At 71.1% G+C, this 19,949-nt stretch carries 8 protein-coding genes, 1 tRNA gene and 1 pseudogene; 7 read left to right on the forward strand and 3 right to left on the reverse strand.

Annotated elements, in window-relative coordinates; genetic code table 11:
- The 4 genes and pseudogenes from CAP_RS52435 to CAP_RS21110 form a co-directional block, all read left to right on the forward strand.
- A pseudogene (locus CAP_RS52435) lies at window positions 1–680 on the forward strand (hypothetical protein); the annotation flags it as partial.
- A 107-nt stretch (window positions 681–787) separates the two neighbouring features.
- Window positions 788–1,414, forward strand: coding sequence for an ABC transporter ATP-binding protein (locus CAP_RS21100; RefSeq protein WP_044243957.1), 627 nt, complete (start codon window positions 788–790; stop codon window positions 1,412–1,414).
- An 89-nt stretch (window positions 1,415–1,503) separates the two neighbouring features.
- A complete protein-coding gene (locus CAP_RS21105; protein ID WP_197041284.1) occupies window positions 1,504–2,685 on the forward strand; it encodes an MFS transporter in 1,182 nt (393 codons plus the stop codon).
- A gap of 64 nt (window positions 2,686–2,749) precedes the next feature.
- Window positions 2,750–3,916, forward strand: a complete 1,167-nt coding sequence (locus CAP_RS21110; RefSeq protein ID WP_156041001.1) for a hypothetical protein — start codon at window positions 2,750–2,752, stop codon at window positions 3,914–3,916.
- Window positions 3,917–3,920: 4 nt separating this feature from the next.
- On the opposite strand, the gene CAP_RS21115 is transcribed toward CAP_RS21110, so the two are convergent.
- Both CAP_RS21115 and CAP_RS21120 read right to left on the reverse strand, forming a co-directional pair.
- The gene (locus tag CAP_RS21115; RefSeq protein ID WP_044243962.1) at window positions 3,921–4,259 is read right to left on the reverse strand and encodes a hypothetical protein; all 339 of its coding nucleotides are present in this window, start codon (window positions 4,257–4,259) and stop codon (window positions 3,921–3,923) included.
- A gap of 124 nt (window positions 4,260–4,383) precedes the next feature.
- Entirely contained in the window at window positions 4,384–5,469 is a 1,086-nt protein-coding gene (locus CAP_RS21120; RefSeq protein ID WP_044243964.1) for a hypothetical protein, read from the reverse strand.
- Between the two features lie 374 nt (window positions 5,470–5,843).
- Between CAP_RS21120 and CAP_RS21125 the strand changes: the two genes are divergently transcribed.
- A tRNA-Glu gene (locus CAP_RS21125) sits at window positions 5,844–5,921 on the forward strand.
- A 487-nt stretch (window positions 5,922–6,408) separates the two neighbouring features.
- On the forward strand, window positions 6,409–16,512 hold the full coding sequence (locus CAP_RS21135) for a beta strand repeat-containing protein (protein ID WP_156041002.1): 10,104 nt from the start codon (window positions 6,409–6,411) through the stop codon (window positions 16,510–16,512).
- A 331-nt stretch (window positions 16,513–16,843) separates the two neighbouring features.
- On the opposite strand, the gene CAP_RS21140 is transcribed toward CAP_RS21135, so the two are convergent.
- Window positions 16,844–17,116, reverse strand: a complete 273-nt coding sequence (locus tag CAP_RS21140; protein WP_044243969.1) for a hypothetical protein — start codon at window positions 17,114–17,116, stop codon at window positions 16,844–16,846.
- 188 nt (window positions 17,117–17,304) lie between these two features.
- On the opposite strand from CAP_RS21140, the gene CAP_RS21145 reads away from it, so the two are divergent.
- Window positions 17,305–19,929 carry a beta-N-acetylhexosaminidase gene (locus tag CAP_RS21145; protein ID WP_044243970.1) on the forward strand — a complete coding sequence of 875 codons (2,625 nt, stop codon included), beginning with the start codon at window positions 17,305–17,307 and terminating at the stop codon, window positions 19,927–19,929.
- Window positions 19,930–19,949: the final 20 nt, after the last annotated feature.

The raw sequence follows: 19,949 nt of genomic DNA on the forward strand, positions 1-19,949 counted from the left end.
ATCTGCCACGGTGGGCCCCGGCGGCGCTCGCGGCGGCGCTGCTCCGCGCGGCCCGGCGCGCCGAGGCCGGGGTGATGCTGCGGGGCGCGCTCCTCGCCACCCTCGGAGGCCTGATCACACCGCTCGTATGCCGGGGATACGATGTGGAGATGCCCGCCGCGCGAAGCTCCGTGTCCCTGCAGATCGCCGCCTTCTCGCTGGCGGTGGCCGGCTCGGGCGTGGGCGCGTCGGTCCTGCGCGCGGAGCAGGCCCAGGCGTGGATGCTCGACGCGCTCGGCCTCGGGGGAGGCGCGCGGGCCGGAGCCGCCGCGGCTGCGGCAGGGATCGCGGGCGGGGTGCTCGGGATCGTGCACGGAGCGCTGGCGGCTCACGGGCTGGGGGCGGGCCCAGGCCTCGGGGCGCGCCTCGCCGTGGAAGGCGCAGTGTGGGGGATGGCGCTCGGCGCGGTCGGGCCGTGGGCTGCGCGGCGCGCGCAGGTGCTCGGACCGAGGCGCGATCGGGTGGGGGCCATCCGGGTGCTGATCACGGTCGGGCTGGCGACGGGTGCCGTGGGCCTCCTTGGTGAGCTGTCGCTCGTGGCCGCGGGAGGGGGAGCCGTGGTGCTCACCGCACTCGCTGCGCGGAAGGCTGCCGACCTCGAACCGCCACGCAGCGCGCACCGACATGGAGACGCGACGTGATGATGACGAGGTACCCGTGACACGACGTGTACACCCGTGGCGGCGGGCAGCGATGAGCCTGGACCTCGACGGGCAGCGATGAGCCTGGACCTCGACGGGACGCTGCGATGAGCCTGGACCTCGACGGTGTGAGGAAACGCTTCGGAGGGAGGGAGGTCCTGCGCGGCGCGGCGCTGCGTGCGGACCCCGGGACGCTCTGCGCGCTGGTGGGCTCGAACGGGGTCGGCAAGTCGACCTTGCTCGGCGTCGTCGCGGGGATCCTGGAGCCGGATGCGGGGACCGTGACGCTCGATGGAGCCTCGCTCCTGGGGAGAAATGCACCCGCACGGAAGCGGCTGGGATACGTGCCGGAGTCCGCCGCGGCGCCGCCCCACCTGGCGGTGCGGGAGCTGCTCGCGCTCGTCGCGGCGCTCAAGCATGCTGCCCTGCCGGCCGACGACTTGCTGGAGCGGGTGGGGGCGCGCGCGACCCTCGATCAGCTCGTGGGCAGCCTGTCCCTCGGTCAGCGACGTCGCGCGTGTCTGGCCGCAGCGCTGGTGGGTGACCCCACCCTGCTCGTGCTCGACGAGCCCACGAACGGCCTGGATCCAGCGGGGATGACGATGCTCGCCGAGCTGCTCCGCGAGCACGCTGCCCGCGGCGGCATCGCGCTGGTGGCCACGCACGATCTCTCCTTCACGGAGGCGATCGCGGCGCGGAGCGTCCACCTCGTGGGGGGATGCGTGGAGGGATGAAGAACTGAGACACCTCTGCGCTGGGTCTGCTACAAGCGAGGCAAGGACCCGAAGAAGTCGTGGAGGTCCCAATGAATCCATGGCGTGACATGCGCGGATTGCCGCGGGATCTGTGGATCCTGGCGGCAGCCATCCTGGTCAACCGGATCGGCAGCATGGCCGTGCCGTTCCTGTCGCTGTACCTGACGCGACACCTCGGTCACGACGTCGGCGTGGCCGGGCTGATGCTCGCCACCTACGGGGCAGGCGCCCTGTGCGGGGCCACCATCGCCGGGCGGCTCTGCGATCGCATCGGCCCTGGCCGCATCCTCTTCGGATCGATGCTGGGGTCGGGGCTCTTGTTGCTCGTGTACCCGCTCCTGCGCTCGGTACCGGCGCTGGCGGTGGTCACCTTCGCGCTCGCGGCGACCGCCGAGGCGTTTCGCCCCGCGAGCCTGGTGGTGGTCACCGCCCTCGCGCCCAGGGAGCGTCGCAAGCCTGCGTATGCCTTTGCGCGCCTCGCGGGCAACCTGGGGATGAGCATCGGCCCGCCCGTGGGAGGCCTGCTCTCGGAACTCTGGTACCCCTCTCTGTTCATCGTGGAGGGCATGACCAGCCTCCTCGCGGCGCTCCTGATCTTCGCCTCGCCCCTGCGGCAGCGGAGCCAGGGGCTGCAGATGGAGGACGTGCCGCCGAGCGTGGCGAAGCTCGCGGTGGCGCGCGATCCGGTCCTCCTCGCGCTCCTCCTCGGCGTGCTCCTCACGGGGATGATCTTTTTCCAGTTCGACTCGACGTTGCCGCTCTACCTCGTGCGCCACCTAGACATGCCGGGCTACTCGTTCGGCGCGCTGATCACCGTCAACACCCTGCTCATCGTGGTGGTGGAGCTGCCGCTCAACAGCGCCACTGCGCACTGGCGGCACGCCTGGGCCCTCGGGCTCGGGGCCATCCTGCTCGGGGGAGGGTTCGGGGCGCTCGCCCTGGCCGAGGGCCCGTTCTCGCTGGTGATGAGCGTGACGCTGTGGACCTTCGGCGAGATGATCCTCACCCCTGCGGCGACGGCAGCCATCGCCGAGCGCGCGCCGGAGGGGCGGGTCGGTGAGTACATGGGCCTGCACAGCACCACCACGGGGCTCGCGTTCATGCTGGGACCCTCGGCCGGACTCCTGGTGCTGAACCGCTTCGGTCCCGGCGTGCTCTGGCCCTGCGCGCTCGCGGTCGGCGTCGTCGCGGCGCTGATCTTCGGGACGGCCACCGCGCGGCTGCCCAGCCCGAAGGCCGCCGAAGGCTGAAGCCTGCAGCGTCCTCGAACGCATCGTCTTGCCGATCGGGAGCGCAGGTCTAAGCTCGCCCTCCGTGAGTCAACCGAGAGCGACGTCGTGTCGGGCGCTGCGCGGGGCGTTCGTGCTCGTGGCCATCCTGCTCGGCGGCTGCAGCCGGCCAGGGGGAGAGGCGACAGCCGACGCGGGCGCTGGAGACGCTGGCGACGCCGGAGACGTGGGCGAAGGGAGCGCCGCGAGCGCCGCGAATGCCGCGAATCAGGAAGCCGAAGCCAGGGCGGTGGAGGACGGTGGCCCTCCCGTGGACGGTGGCGCTCCCGAGGGCGCGCAGGACGAGGCGTCGCCCGCAGCAGCGCCGGAGGATGGCGCGGTGCCCGGCGAAGCACGGCGGGTGATGGTCCGACGGCTCGCCGACGATCCCCGGCTCTCGCGACACAAGGAAACGCTGAAGACGCAGTACGGGGACAAGCTGCCCTGGCCCCTGGAAGTGCAGACGGCGGCGCTGCCCGGAGGGCGCGAGGCGCTGCTGATCCTCGGTCCCCCCGAGGCGCGCGAGCCTTTGGTGCTGGTGCTCGATGCCAGCGGCGCGCAGGCGTGGAGCAAGGAGATGCCGCTCGTCGGGGTGATCCCCGGCGTGCGCGAGCTGGCCATCCTGGGCGCACCCGAGGGCGGCGTGGCGCTCGCCTTCTGTGAGCCGGAGGGGAAGTTCGCCGCCGTGCGGCACTGGGACGCCGAGGGCGGGATCGTCGCCGACTACGAGGTGGTCGAGGGCGGCGGATGCGCGGCGCTCTCGGCGGCGCACTGGCCAGGGCGTGGCTTCGTGGTGGCCGCCTCGGGGCCCGAGGGCGCGCGGGCGCAGGTGCTCGATCGGCAAGGCTCCAGGGCCTGGGGACGATCGGGGGTGCTACTGCCGTGGCACGCGACGCCAGGCGCACCCGTGTCCATCGCGCCCTCGGGCGAGGGCGTGGTGCTGCTGCAAGCAGGCCTCGCGGAAGGGGCCTCGGCAGGTGCCGCGGGAGGAGGGGCGTCCGGGGTGCTGGCGATACGCTACGACGCGCGTGGCAACATGCTCTGGCGGGCGCCGCTCCGGGTGGGGGCCGCGCCGCAACCCGCGACGGCGCGGGTCGGGGTCTCTGCACGAGAAGGCGGCGCGGTGCGGGCGCTGGTGGGAGGGCGCGCGGTGGAGATCGCGGCGGAGGGCCAGATCGGCGCGGGCGGGGCGCGCAGCGCGGGCGCGCGGTGAGACGTCACGCCTGGGCGCGGCGGTCTTCGGCGAGGAGCATCTGCACGGTGTAGGGGATCGAGGCGACGCCCGCGAGCTCGGCGAGCGCATAGGCGATGTGCTCGCGGCTCGCTTGCGGAGGGATCCCGACGATGGCGCAGCTCAGGCCCTCGCGGCGCAGGTCGCGCCACTGCTCGACGCGGATGGACGCGACGGCCTTGTACACGGCCACGGTCATCTGCTTCGGCCGGAGGCGGTCGAGGGCGCGCATGGCGAAGGCGATGCGATCGAACTCGTCGGGATCGCGGTACTCGATGCGGCGTTGCTGGTCGACCTGCTCGTAACGACTGTCACGGGGACGCACCCGGCGAGCATAGCGTGGTCCGTCCGCGGGTCACGCGTCGGGCTCCCGAAAGTGGGCGGAGCGCGGGCCGGGGCGGGGCGCGGCAGGGCAGGGGAGGCGTGCTGGCGGCTGCGCGGGGTGTTGTTCACTCGGCTACAGGGATGCCCGTCACCGGACGGGAAAGGTCGAGCGCCGTGGCGCTGTCCTCCAGCCACGCGGCCGTGGCCATCCTGGATGACGTTCCGGAGAGGGTCGCTAGGAGGCAGCCCTGACCGCACACGAGCGCCGCGCCCGCGAGGGCCAGGGCCCCGAACAGGGCACGTCCTGCCAGAGAAGCATCACCGCGGATCACCGCCGTGAAGCGGTCATGCTCGCGGTAGATCCCACCCGCTGGAAGCACCGAGGCCGCCGCCTGGTATCCGAGGCCGAAATCGAGCTGGCGCTGCGCCCAGACGAGGTTGGGATCGTCGGGCGCGCACGCGCGCATGGTGCGTAGCTTCTGCGTGGCCCGCAGGGCGCGGAACAGCGCGGCGGCGTTCCAGAGCGCCACGATGCCGGTCGTGGTGACCGCGAGGATGCCGAGCGCGCGGGAGACGCCGAGCGCCGGCATCCCCTTGCCCGGCAGGAGGGTCCAGTCTGGGAGGGCAGCGAGGGTGCCGAGCGCGATGGTCACGGCGACGGCGAGCCACACCGTGCGTCGGTCCGCGCCGTCGACGAGGGAGCCGGCCCTGGCCCGCCCCACGCGACGGCTCGCCGCGAGCACCGCCCCGAAGCCCGGCAAGAAGGCGACCCCACACCAGAAGCCGCTGGCGGCGCCCGTGCCGACGCCATCCTTCGCCCAGGTCATGGCTCCCACGAAGGCGCCCGCGAAGATGGCCGCGGAGAGGACGCTGACCACGGTGGCGACCGCCGCGCGGGCCGCAGGCCAGCGGGTGACGGGTTGCAGGACAACGCCGAGGAGCAAGGCCGTGAGGGGAGTGATGGCCACGAGGGCCGGGCGGAGGCCGGCGTCCATGTGCTCGAGCGCGCCGACCCGGAAGAAGTCGGCAGCCATCCAGCCCCCCGCTGCACCGAGGACGGCGAAGGGAAGCGCGACGTGCGCGCGGTGGGAGGGCGGAGCGAGCGTGGGCGAGGGAGGCGCGAGGAGGGAGGGGGAGGAAAGCGACGGGGCATCCTGCGAGGGGAAGGGATCCGCGGTGAGCGGCGAACGAGGATGGGCGAGGGGTTGCATGGCTTGGCTCCGTGGAAAGGTGGGCTGTGGTTGCGGTGTGGTCTCAGGTGAGCAGGTCGGCAGCGAGGCTGGGTGCCCGCGTAGCCTCGCTTGGAGTGCGCGACGTCGCTCAGGTTCCCGGGAGGAGCGACGAAGCGCTGAAGACACCGCAGAGGGTCGCTGTGGCTCGATTTTGGCGCTCCGAACGGCGGTTGGATGGCGGCTGTACGGCGGCTGTACGGCGGCTGTACGGCGGCTGTACGGCGGCTGTACGACAGTAACGAAGGGACCCCGTAGGCCCCTCGAACCGTGGGGGACGTCACGGTTTCGGGTTGTCGCGGCAGGGGCTTGCGTTGTCGCGCAGCGGAGGCTAGGTTCCGCCGCGTTCCAGGCCCGTCCCCATCGTCTAGCCCGGCCCAGGACCCAGCCCTTTCAAGGCTGTTACGCGGGTTCGAATCCCGCTGGGGACGCCACAGACTTGTAAGTCCTTGTGCGGAGTTGGTTCAGCAGGCTGATCCCTCTGACGATTCCGCTAACGAGACGAGCCGCGCCGGAGGGAGTGGAGGGAAGGCGTCGCCGACCTGGTGCCCGAGGCTCTCGGCTTCGCGAATGTAGATCATGGTTTCCGAGAGGTCGCTCTCCGGAGGCATGTCGAGCAGGCGGTGACCGGTGGCCGCGCGCTTCATGAGGCCCATGAGAGGTCGCAGCGCGGGTCCCGTTTGAGAGCTCGCTGCGTGCTCTCGCTCTCGCTCTCGTGGCGCTCGAGCAGCGCGCTCCTCTGCGCGCCGATGTAATGACGGCGGATTCCGCTGGGCATCGACAGGCTCCTGGCCGCGCGCGCTGCGCGGGCCCCCGCTCCCTCCTTAAGATCCCGCGCAATAGGGCTTGGTGAGGCGCTGGCGGAGCGCCTACCATCGCGGCGAGCTTCCTGAGTAGGCCTTAAATCCCCCACGGGTCGACATGCATCTTCATGTCCTGCGGGCTGTTGCGCTCGTACTGGTGTTCTTCACCTCGTTCGGGGCGCTCGCTGCCGCACCGACTGTCACCACATCGCCCGCGACGTCGATCACGACGTCGTCGGCCAACCTCAATGGCGCCGGCAATCCGAATGGAGAGCCGACGACGGGCTGGTTCCGCATCAGCTCCGTGAACCCGGGGGCTTGCAACGACACCTTCGGCACGCGCGTCCCCGCCAACGGTGGCACCGATCTCGGCGCCGGCGCAGCCTCGGTGCCCTACTCGATCCTCACGACAGGCCTGACGTCCGGGGTCACGTATTACTTCTGCGCGATCGTCTCCAATGCCTCCGGGACGGCCTACGGCGGCATCCTCTCGTTTACGGTCCCGGGAGCGCCGGCGGTCACGACGACCGGGGTCTCCAGCGTGACCAGCGGCGCGGCGACGCTGGAAGGGTCGGCCAACCCCAACTCCTCCGCGACCACCGGCTGGTTTCGCTACAGCACGACGAACCCCGGCACCTGCGACGACACCTTCGGCACGCGCGCGCCCTCGTCGAGCGGATCGAGCCTCGGCTCCGGCACCTCGCCGGTCGCCTACACGCGCAACATCAGCGGCCTCACGCCGGGCGCGACCTACTACTACTGCGCTATCTCCAGCAATACGCACGGGACCTCGTTCGGCACGGTCCTCTCGTTCACCGCGCTCGCGAACGCGCCGGTCGTGACCACGGGTAACGCGACGCTGCTGACGGGCACCACGGCGCAGCTCAACGGCTCGGGCAACCCGGGCGGCGCCGCGACCACGGGCTGGTTCCGCTACAGCACCGTCAACCCGGGCACGTGCAACGACACCTTCGGCACCCGCGCGCCGACGAGCGGCGGCTCCTCGCTCGGCGCGGGCAACACGGCCGTGTCGTATGCGCTGGGGATCACCGGGCTAACCCCGGCGACGACCTATTACTACTGCGCGATCGCCCAGAACACGGTGGGGCTCTCCGTTGGTTCGGTCAACTCCTTCACGACGCCCGCGCCGCCCACGGTGGTCACCACGGCCGCGTCGAGCCTCACCAGCACGTCGGCCTACCTGAACGGCACGGGCACGCCCAACGGCTCCTCGGCCACGGGCTGGTTTCGCTACAGCTTCAACAACCCCGGCACCTGCGACGACACGTTCGGCTCGCGGGCGCCGACGAGCGGCGGCACCTCGCTGGGCGCCAGCTACTCGGGCATCGGCTTCTCGCAGCCGGTCAGCGGCCTGTCACCGGGGACGACTTACTACTTCTGCGCCATCGCCTCGAACCTCGAGGGGCTGGCGTTCGGCGCGGTGCTGTCGTTCACGACGCCGAACGCCCCGACCGCGACGACGTCGGCGGCGACGCTGGTGACCTCGACCACCGCGACCCTCAACGGGTCCGGGGACCCCAACGGCGACGCGACCTACGGCTACTTCCGCTACGCCACGGTCAACCCGGGCACGTGCAGCGACTCGTTCGGCACCCGGGCGCCGACCTCCAGCGCCTCCGACTCGTCGCTCGGCGCGGGGACCACCGACGTCACCTTCTCGCGGGCGATCAGCGGCCTTACGCCATCCACGACCTACTACTTCTGCGCGATCACGCGGAACAACTACGGCACCGTGTTCGGCGCGGTGCTGTCGTTGACGACGCTGGCCAACCCGCCGACGGCGACGACCGGGAGCGCGACGCTGCTCACGGGGACCACGGCGACGCTCAACGGCTCGGGCAACCCGGGCGGGGCGGCGACCACGGGCTGGTTCCGCTTCGCCACGGCCAGCCCGGGCACCTGCAACGATTCGTTCGGGACCCGCGCGCCTGCGGCCGGGGGCTCCGCGCTCGGCGCGGGCAATTCGTCGGTGTCGTTCTCGCAGGGGATCACCGGCCTGACGGCGGGGACGACGTACTACTACTGCGCGATCACCCAGAACTCGGCGGGGCTGGCGTTCGGCTCGGTCCTCACCTTCACGACGCCGACGCCACCCACGGTGGTCACCACGGCCGCGTCGAGCCTCACCAACACGTCGGCCTACCTGAACGGTGCGGGGACGCCCAATGGCTCCACGACCACGGGCTGGTTCCGCTACAGCCCCGTGGACCCGGGGACCTGTAACGACACGTTCGGCTCGCGGGCGCCGACGAGCGGCGGCACCTCGCTGGGCGCGGGCTACTCGTCCACGGGCTTCTCGCAGCCGGTCAGCGGCCTGTCGCCGGGGACGACCTACTACTTCTGCGCGATCGTTTCGAGCTTCGAGGGGACGGCGTTCGGTGCGGTGCTGTCGTTCACGACGCCGAACGCGCCGACGGTGACGAGCGCGGCGGCGACGCTGGTGACCTCGACCACGGCGACCCTCAACGGGTCTGGCGATCCCAACCTCGATCCCGCCTTCGGGTACTTCCGCTACGCCACGGTCAACCCTGGCGCGTGCAGCGACTCGTTCGGCACCCGGGCGCCGACCTCCAGCGCCTCCGACTCGTCGCTCGGCGCGGGGACCAGCGACGTCGCGTTCTCGCGGGCGATCAGCGGCCTGACGCCAGCGACGACCTACTACTTCTGCGCCATCGTCCGGAATAACTACGGCACCGTGTTCGGCGCGGTGCTGTCGTTGACGACGCTGGCCACCCAGCCGACGGTGACGACGGGGAGCGCGACGCTGCTCACGGGCGCCACCGCGCAGCTCAACGCCTCGGGCAACCCGGGCGGCGCCGCGACGACGGGCTGGTTCCGCTACAGCACGGTCAGCCCGGGCACGTGCAACGACACCTTCGGCACGCGCGCGCCCACGACCGGCGGCTCCTCGCTCGGCTCCGGCACGTCGACCGTGTCGTTCTCGCAGGGGATCACCGGGCTGAGCCCCTCGACCACGTACTACTACTGCGCGATCACCCAGAACGCGGTGGGGACCGCGCTCGGCTCGGTCCTCACCTTCACGACGCCGACGCCGCCCGCGGTCACCACCACGGCCGCGTCGAGCCTCACCAACACGTCGGCCTACCTGAACGGTGCGGCCAACCCCAACGGCTCCTCGACCTCGGGCTGGTTCCGCTACAGCCTCAACGACCCCGGCACCTGCGACGACACGTTCGGCTCGCGGGCGCCGACGAGCGGCGGCACCGCGCTGGGCGCCGGAAACTCCGCCCTGGGCTACTCGCAGCAGATCAGCGGGCTTTCGCCGGGCACGACCTATTACTTCTGCGCGATCGCCGCGAGCGCCGAGGGGACGTCGTTCGGCGCGGTGCTGTCGTTCACGACGCCGGCCCCGCCGACCGTGACCACGGTGGCGGCCACGCTCGTGACGTCGAGCTCTGCCACCCTCAACGGGTCCGCCGATCCCAACGGCGACGCGGCCTACGCCTACTTCCGCTACGCCACGGTCAACCCGGGCCTCTGCAGCGACTCGTTCGGCGCCCGCGCGCCGACCACCAGCAGCTCCGACACGTCGCTTGGCGCCGGCACCTCGCCCGTCGCCTTCTCGCGCGGACTCAGCGGGCTTTCGCCGGGGACGACCTACTACTACTGCGCGATCGCGCGGAACAACTACGGGACCACATTCGGCGCCGTCTTCTCGTTCACGACGCTGGCCACCCAGCCGATCGTGACCACCGGGGGAGCCACGAGCGTCACGACCAACGCGGCCACCCTGAACGCCTCCGCCAACCCGAGCGGCGACGCCACGACGGGCTGGTTCCGCTACGCCACGGCGAGCCCCGGCACCTGCAACGACACGTTCGGCACGCGCGCGCCGGTCAGCGGCGGCTCCGCGCTCGGCTCGGGCACGTCGACCGTGTCGTTCTCGCAGGGCATCGCCGGGCTGACCCCCGGGACGACGTACTACTACTGCGCCATCGGCCAGAACGGGGCGGGGACCACGTTCGGCTCGGTCCTGACCTTCACCACGACGTCGCCGCCGACCGTGGCCACGCTGGCGGCCACGCCGGTGACGGCGACGACCGCGACCCTCAACGGCTCGGTCAACCCCAACGGGTTCGCCACGAGCGGCTGGTTCCGCTACAGCACGAGCAACCCAGGCGCCTGCGATACGTCGTTCGGCACGGCGACCGGCACCACCTCGCTCGGCTCCGGCGCCTCGCCCGTCGCCCTCGCGCAGCCGCTCGTCAGCCTCTCGCCCGCGACGACGTACTACTTCTGCGCGATCGCGCAGAGCAGCATCGGCACCACGCTCGGCGCGGTCCTCTCCTTCACGACGCCCGCGGCCCCGCCGTCGGTGCTCACCGTGGCGGCGTCCGACCTCACGGCCACCTCGGCCACCATCAACGCGACGATCAACCCCAACGGTAGCAACACCACGGGGTGGTTCCGCTACAGCCTCGTCGATCCCGGGACCTGCAACGACAGCTTCGGCACGCGCGCCCCGGCGTCCGGCGGCTTCTCGCTCGGGGGCGGCAACAGCCCCGCCGACATCGCGCAGCCGCTCTCCGGGCTCACCTCCGGGACGACGTACTACTACTGCGCGCTCGCGCAGAGCACCATCGGCGTCTCCGTGGGCACGGTCCTCACGTTCACCACGGCGTCCGCGCCGTCGGTGACGACCGTGGCCGCGAGCGCGGTCACGAACACGGGCGCCACGCTCAACGGCTCCGCGACCCCCAACGGCTCGGCGACCACCGGCTGGTTCCGCTACGCCACGGTGGACCCGGGGACCTGCAACGACAGCTTCGGCACACGCGCCCCGGCGACCGGCGGCGCCTCGCTCGGATCGGGCTCAAGCGCGGTCGCGTACGCCCAGGCGATCACGGGCCTCGCGCCTGCGACGACGTACTACTTCTGCGCCCTCGTCCAGAACGGGGTCGGCACGAGCGTCGGCGCGGTGCTGTCGTTCACGACGCCGGCCTCGCCCTCCGTGACCACGGTGGCGGCGAGCAACGTGACCGGCACGGGGGCGACGCTCAACGGCTCGGCCAACCCGAACCTCAGCGCGGCCACCGGCTGGTTCCGGTACAGCACGACCGAGCCGGCGTCCTGCAACGACAGCTTCGGCACGCGCGCCCCGACGAGCGGCGGCACCTCGCTCGGCTCCGGCGGCAGCGCGGTGGCCTACGCCCAGGCGGTGACCGGCCTCTCGGCGGGCACCACGTACTACTACTGCGCCATCGCCTCGAACCCGACGGGTACGAGCTTCGGCGCGGTGATGTCCTTCACCACGGCGTCCGCGCCGTCGGTGACGACCGTGGCCGCGAGCGCGGTGACCAGCACCGGCGCCACGCTCAACGGCGCGGCGGACCCGAACTTCAGCGCGACCACCGGCTTCTTCCGCTACAGCACCGTCAACCCCGGGAGCTGCAACAACAGCTTCGGTACCCGCGCCCCAACGTCCGGCGGCCCCGCGCTCGGCGCCGGTAGCAGCCCGGTGGACTACGCGCAGCCGATCACCGGCCTCTCCCCCGGCACGACCTACTACTACTGCGCGCTCGCTACCAACACCGTGGGGACGGGCCTCGGCACGGTGCTCTCGTTCACCACGCCCGCGGCGCCGTCGGTCACGAGCGCGGCCGCGACCGCGGTGACGAGCACCGGCGCCACGCTCACCGGAGCGGCGAACCCGAACGGCTCGGCGGCCACCGGCTGGTTCCGCTACGCCACGGTCAACCCCGGCTCGTGCAACGATGCGTTCGGCACGCGCGCCCCGGCGAGCGGCGGCACCTCGCTCGGCGCGGGCAGCACCTCGGTCCCCTACGCCCAGGCGATCACGGGCCTCGCGGCGGGGACGACCTACTACTTCTGCGCCATCGCGGACAGCGCGGTGGGCGTGGGCGTCGGCACGGTGCTCTCGTTCACCACGGCGGCCGCGCCGTCGGTGACGACCGTGGCCGCGAGCGCGGTGACGAGCACCGGCGCCACGCTCAACGGCTCGGCGAACCCGAGCTCCAGCGCGGCCACCGGCTGGTTCCGTTACGCCACCGTGAACCCCGGGACCTGCGACGACAGCTTCGGCACGCGCGCCCCGGCGAGCGGCGGCACCTCGCTCGGCTCGGGTTCGAGCGCCGTCGCATACTCCCAGGCGATCACGGGTCTCGCCGCCTCGACGACCTACTACTACTGCGCCATCGCCCAGAACGCGGTGGGCACGAGCTTCGGCGCGGTGCTCTCGTTCTCCACGCCGGCCGCGCCCTCCGTGACCACGGTGGCGGCGAGCAACGTGACCGCCACGGGGGCGACGCTCAACGGCGCGGCGAACCCGAACGGCTCGGCGGCCACCGGCTGGTTCCGGTACAGCACGAGCGAGCCGGCGTCCTGCAACGACACCTTCGGCACGCGCGCGCCGACGAGCGGAGGCACCTCGCTCGGCTCGGGCTCGATCGCCGTCGCCTACACCCAGGCAATCACCGGCCTCGCGTCGGGGGCGACGTACTACTACTGCGCCATCGCCTCGAACGTGACGGGCACGAGCTTCGGCGCGGTGATGTCGTTCACCACGGCGTCTGCGCCCTCGGTGACGACCGTGGCTGCGAGCGCGGTGACGAGCACCGGCGCCACGCTCAACGGCGCGGCGGACCCGAACCTCAGCGCGGCCACCGGCTTCTTCCGCTACAGCACCGTCAACCCCGGGAGCTGCAACAACAGCTTCGGCACCCGCGCCCCGACGTCCGGTGGCCCCGCGCTCGGCGCCGGCTCGACCCCGGTGGACTACGCGCAGACGATCACGGGCCTCTCCGCCGGGACGACCTACTACTTCTGCGCGCTCGCCCAGAACGCGCTGGGGACGGGCCTCGGCACCGTGCTCTCGTTCACCACGCCCGCGGCGCCGTCGGTCACGAGCGCGGCCGCGACCGCGGTGACGAGCACCGGCGCCACGCTCAACGGCTCGGCGGACCCGAACTTCAGCGAGGCCACCGGCTGGTTCCGCTACGCCACGGTGAACCCCGGGAGCTGCAGCGACGCCTTCGGCACGCGCGCCCCGGCGGCCAGCGGTGCCGCCCTCGGCGACGGCTCGATCCCTGTGGCCTACGCGCAGGCGATCACGGGCCTCACGCCTGGAGCGACCTACTACTTCTGCGCCATCGCCCAGAACGCCGTGGGGACCAGCTTCGGCGCGGTGCTCTCGTTCACGACGCCGGCGGCGCCCTCGGTGACGACCGCGGCAGCGAGCACGGTGACGAGCACGAGCGCGACCCTCAACGGCTCGGCGACCCCGGGAGGGTCGACGGCCACCGGCTGGTTCCGCTACGCCCCGGTGAACCCGGGGAGCTGCGACGACACCTTCGGCACGCGCGCCCCGTCGTCCGGCGGCACCCTGCTCGGCTCCGGATCGAGCGCCGTCTCGTACGCGCAGTCGGTCGCGGCCCTCTCCGCCGGGACGACCTACTACTACTGCGCCATCGCCCAGAACGCGGCGGGCACAAGCTTCGGCGCGGTGATGTCGTTCACCACCGCGGCGCCGCCGTCGGTGACGACCGTGGCAGCGACCGCGGTCACGAGCACGGGGGCGACGGTCAACGGCTCGGCGAACCCGAACCAGCTCGCGACGAACGGGTGGTTCCGGTACAGCGCCGTCAACCCGGGCACTTGCGACGACAGCTTCGGCACGCGCGCGCCGACGAGCGGCGGCACCGCGCTCGGCTCCGGATCGAGCCTGGTGGCCTACTCCCGGGTGCTCACCGGCCTCGCGCCGGACACCACGTACTACTACTGCGCCATCGCCTCGAACTCGGCCGGTACCAGCTTCGGCGCGATGATGTCGTTCACCACGCCGGCCGCACCGTCGGTGACGACCGTCGACGCGAGCGCGGTCACGAGCACGAGCGCGACGCTCGACGGCTCGGCGATCCCGAACCTCAGCGCGACCACCGGCTGGTTCCGGTACAGCACCCAGAACCCCGGGAACTGCAGCGACGCCTTCGGCACGCGCGCCCCGGCAGCCGGCGGCACCGCCCTCGGCAACGGAACGAGCCCGGTAGCCTACACGCAGGCGATCACGGGCCTCACGCCTGGAGCGACCTACTACTTCTGCGCCATCGCCCAGAACGCCGTGGGCACGAGCTTCGGCGCAGTGCTCTCGTTCACCACCACCGCGCCGCCCTCGGTGGTGACCGAGGCCGCGGCCGCCGTGACGAGCACCTCGGCGACGCTGGCCGGGACGGCGGACCCGAACCAGGAGGACGCCACCGGCTGGTTCCGCTACGGCACGAACAACCCGGGGAGCTGCAACGACGCCTTCGGGACGCGCGCGCCGGCGAGTGGCGGCACCGCCCTCGGCGACGGCACGATCCCGGTGGGCTACACAGAGCAGCTCACGGGCCTCACCCCGGGGACGACGTACTACTACTGCGCCATCGCCGATAACGTGGCGGGCACCGGCTTCGGCGCGGTGCTCTCGTTCACGACGCCGGGGGCACCCTCGGTGACGACCCAGCCGGCGACCGCGGTGATGAGCAGCGCGGCGCTCCTCCACGGCGCGGCCGACCCGAACCTGGACGCGACCACGGGCTGGTTCCGCTACGACACGGTGGACCCGGGCACGTGCGACGACGCGTTCGGCACGCGCGCCCCGATGGCCGGGGGCACCTCGCTCGGCGCCGGATCGAGCCCGGTGACCTACGCCCAGGCGGTGTCGGGCCTCGCGCCGATGACGACGTACTACTACTGCGCCATCGCCTCCAACGGCGTGGGCACGAGCTTCGGCGCCGTCCTCTCGTTCACCACCTCGGGCGCGCCCGACGTGACGACCGAGGACGCGACCGACGTCGAGGCCGCGTCCGCGACGCTCCACGGAACGGCGAACCCGAACCAGCTCGCGACCACGGCCTGGTTCCGTTACGACACCACGGAGCCCGGGAGCTGCGACGACACCTTCGGCACGCGCGTGCCCGCGTCTGGCGGCACCGACGTCGGCGCCGGCGACGCCGCCGTGGAGTTCACCGAGGAGATCTCGGGCCTCCTGCCCGGGACGACCTACTACTTCTGCGCCATCGCGGAGAACCAGCTCGGCACGAGCTTCGGTGAGGTCCTCGAGCTGACCACCGCGGCGGATCTCCCGAGCGTGATCACCGAGCCGCCCACGAACGTCGCGGCCGACGCGGCGGAGCTCAATGGCTCGGCCAACCCGAACGGCGGCGCCACGACCGGCTGGTTCCGCTATGACACGACCGACCCCGGGGCGTGCGACGACAGCTTCGGCACGCGCGCGCCGGCCAGCGGCGACCTCGACCTGGGCGACGGCGCCACGCCCGTCGCCTACGCAGAGGCGCTCACCGGGCTCTCCCCGGGGGTGACCTATTACTACTGCGCCATCGCGGCCAACGCCGAGGGCACCGCGTTCGGCGAGATCCTGTCCTTCACCGCCGGCACGACGCCGCCCGAGGTGACGACGGAGGACGCGACCGACATCGAGGCGCAGAGCGCCACGATCGCGGGCACGGCCACGCCCAACGGCGTGGAGGCGACGGGCTGGTTCCGCTACGACGACACCGACCCTGGGGACTGCGACGACGCCTTCGGCACCCGGGTGCCGGCGAGCGGCGGCGTCGATCTCGGCGCGGGGAGCGACGAGGTCGCGTTCACGCAGCCCCTGACCGATCTCGAGCCCAGCACCACCTACTACTACTGCGCGGCGGCGAGCAACGACGAGGGCGGCGCGGTCTTCGGCGAGGTCCTCTCCTTCACGACCGACGCAGCACCGCCCGAGGTCACGACGCTACCGCCGACGGTCGACCAGGGCACCGCCACGCTGAACGGCGCGGCGAACCCCCTGGGCTCCGAAGCCACCGCCTGGTTCCGCTTCGACGCCGTCGATCCGGGCGAGTGCAACGACACGTTCGGCACCCGGGCGCCCGCCGCTGACGGCGCAGCCCTCGGCGCGGGGCGCGACGAGGTCGCGTTCTCCGAGGTCGCGCAGAACCTGACCCCGGGCACCTACTACGTCTGCGCCATCGCCTCGAACGACGCCGGCGTTGCCTACGGCGAGGTGCTGACCTTCGAGATCACCGGCAGCGGCGGCCCGTCCACCCCGCCGGGCGAAGAGGAAGGCGGCTGCGGCTGCCACGTGGTGGGTTCCAGCTCTGGCCGGAGCGCCTCCGTGGCCTCACTCGTCGCCCTGCTCCTGCTCGCCTTCCGGCGCCGCCGCCGGGCGTGACCCTCCCCTTTCACTGAATCCAGGGCCCGCGATCGCGTCGAGCGCCTGGATGGAGGGCGCTCCCTCGCGCTGCGCCCTCCGCGCCCGGACGATCACGAAAGCGTGCACCTCCTTCGCGCAGACCGCCGGATCGAGGAGCTAGGGCTCGAGAAAAGCCCCTGAATTCCTTCTCCTCTCAGGTCCTCCTCCTGGCGCGTCTCGTGGTCTGACGCATCTCCTGGGCCGGGAGAAGCCTGCCGTCCTCCTTTCAGCAGGACGCGATTCCAAGCACTCGCAATCGCCATACCGATCTTGAATGGTCGAAGCGTCGAATTCGACAGCACCTATCGAATCACATCCGCGGCTTGGCGTCGGGATCGGGATCTGAGCCGTGGTAGGTTCGGCGCTCCAGCTCGCCGGAGCGCACGCGCTGTGGCTTGCAGCTGACCCGACGGCGGTGGGGCGACGGCGGCGTGGATGCTGCAGCCGGTGAAGCGCTGACGGCGCTCGCGGAGGGCCGCTCCGAGCCGTTCGCCCCACTCTCCAGGATCCAGAGGATGGATGGTTTGTCGCCGCCGATCTGCAGGCCGCAGGACGCTCCCGGGACCCGAGCACGGATGACCATGATGCGTAGAGCCTGACGAAATGTTGTGTGTATCACAAGGTCGGCGCTACGCTGGCGAGTTCCTCCGGAAATCGATTCCGGGTGGATGATCTTCACTCTGCCTGGCGTGCACCTCTCACGACGGGCTCTCGAACGAGGTGAATGTCGTGAGAAATCGTTCTCGGTTCGGGTGGTTTATCGCGGGCACGATGTCACTCATCGCGTGCTCCAATCCCAAGAATCAGACGCCCGCGTCCGAGACGCTGGCTCATCCGCGCGGCGCGGATCTCGCGGTGACGTGGGGCGTCGTCGAGAACTACAAGAAAGATTCCGTTCGCTTCGGCGCGGAGCTGACCCTCGAGAACAAAGGAACGGTCGCGCTCGGGAAGCGAGGCTGGATTCTCTATTTCAACTACGTCAACACCGTCCTGCCCGACTCGCTCCCCGCTGGCGTGAAGATCTCGCGCGTCAATGGCGATCTCGCCAAGCTCGAACCCACCGACGCCTTCACTCCCCTCGACCCGGGGAAGACCCTGGTGATCCCGTTCGATGCCGAGTTTTTTGCGATCAAGGAGTCGGACGCGCCACTCGGATATTACATCGTCTTCACCGATGATCGCGGCCAGGCCACGCCACCAGAGCCCTTGGGCAAAGCGAGCATCAAGCCGTTCACCAACGAAAAGCAGACGACGCGGGTTCCGATCGACGTCATTCCGGTGCCCACGGCGCAGACGCGCTTCGACGAGAACAAGGCGCTCAAGCAGCTCCCGCCGGCCGAGGTATCCCCGCTCGTGCCGACGCCGGTGCTCATGCAGGCGCAGACGGGCCAGTTCTCGCTGACGTCGGCCGTGACGATTCACCACGGAGCGGGCCTCGAGCGAGAAGCGGGCTTTCTGGCGGCCTCGCTGGAGAAGCTCCTCGGCGCAAAGCCTGGCGTCGTGGCGGGCGCGGCGCCCCAGGGAACGGCGTCGATATCACTGACGACGGGCTCCATCACGGTGGGTGGGCAGGCCAAGCAGAGCGGCGACGCGGCCTACAAGCTCACCATCTCCCCCGCGCAGGGGGTCTCGATCGTGGGTAGCGACGTGACCGGGGTCTTCCACGCCATCCAGAGCCTGCGCGCCCTCGCGCCCGTCGCGGCCTACCAGAGCGCTCAGGCGACGCTCGCGTTCGACGCGGTGACGATCGAGGACGCGCCTCGCTTCGCCTACCGGGGCATGCTGATCGACGTCGCGCGCCACTTCCAGACGAAGGAAGAGATCCTGAAGGTGCTCGACGTCATGAGCTTCTACAAGCTCAACAAGTTCCACTTCCACCTGACTGACGACGAGGGGTTCCGGCTCGAAGTGAAAGGGTTGCCCGAGCTGACCGAGGTCGGCAGCCGCCGCGGCCACACCCTGGACAGCCGCGACTTCCTCCAGCCGGCGTTCGGCTTCGGCCCGGATCCCGCAGCGAAGGACAACGTCGGCAGTGGACACTACACCCGCGCGGACTTCATCGAGATCCTCAAGTACGCGAGCGAACGACACATCGAGGTGATCCCCGAACTCGATCTCCCCGGCCATGCCCGTGCCGCCATCAAGTCGATGCTGGCGCGCCACGCGAAGCGGATGGCGGCCAACGACGCGGCGGGGGCGAAGGAGTTTCTGCTGACCGACTTGGAGGACAAGTCCACCTACGTGACGCCGCAGTTCTGGAACGACAACGTGGTGAACCCCTGCCTCGACTCCACGTACAAATTCATCAACACGGTGATCGACGAGATCGTCGCCATGTACAAGGAAGCAGGCGCGCCGCTCCAGTCCATCCACACGGGGGGTGACGAGGTGCCGAGCGGCGTGTGGGTGGAGTCCCCTGCCTGCAAGGCCCTCATCGCCAAGGCGCCCGGCGACGGCATCGAGAGCGCCGACGATCTCTCCGGTCACTTTCTGCGCGAGTACAGCAAGATCCTCACCGCCCACCAGCTCATCACTGCCGGCTGGGAGGAGATCGGCCTGAAGAAGGTGAAGGTCGGAGACAAGGTGGAGAAGCAGCCCAACCCCGTGTTCGCGAACAGTGGCTTCCGGACGTTCGTGTGGAACAACATCTGGGGGACGGGCGAGGAGGGCAACGCTTACGAGCTGGCCAACGCCGGCTATACGGTCGTCCTCTCGAACGCGACCAACCTGTATTTCGACTTTGCGTACGACAAGCACCCGCTGGAGCCTGGCGCGTATTGGGGCGGCTTCGTCGACACGCGCAAGCCGTTCGAATTCGTGCCGCTCGACATCTACAAGAACGCCGAGAAGGACCAGTTCGGCAACCCCGTCAACCCGGCGCTCATCGCGAACGCCGCCAAGCTGACTCCGGAGGGCGCGAAGCGGATCCTCGGGATCCAGGGGCAGCTCTGGGCGGAGACGGTCGGGAGCCAGGCACTCTTGGAGCACTACGTCTTTCCCAAGCTGCTCGGCCTCGCCGAGCGGGCGTGGGCTCCTGACCCGGCCTGGGCCAGCGAGCCGGACGCTGCGAAGCGCGCCACCCAGGTCGGCGAGGCGTGGAGTCGCTTCGCCAACACGTTGGGGCAGCGCGATCTGCCGCGCCTCGATCATCTGAGCGGCGGCATCGGCTACCGGATCTCCCCACCGGGGGCGCGGATGATCAGCGGGAAGATGGAGGCGAACGTGGCGTTCCCTGGGCTCGCGATCCGCTACACCACCGACGGCACCGAGCCCACCTCCAGCTCGACCCTCTACAGCGGGCCCGTCTCCGTGAGCGGCGTGGTGAAGCTCAAGACGTTCAACACGCGCGGCGAAGGCAGCCTGACCTCGACGCTGGACACCGCCAGCGGCGGCTGAAGGCAAACCACCCGCGCCAG

This window comes from Chondromyces apiculatus DSM 436, assembly GCF_000601485.1.
Lineage (GTDB): Bacteria > Myxococcota_A > Polyangia > Polyangiales > Polyangiaceae > Chondromyces > Chondromyces apiculatus.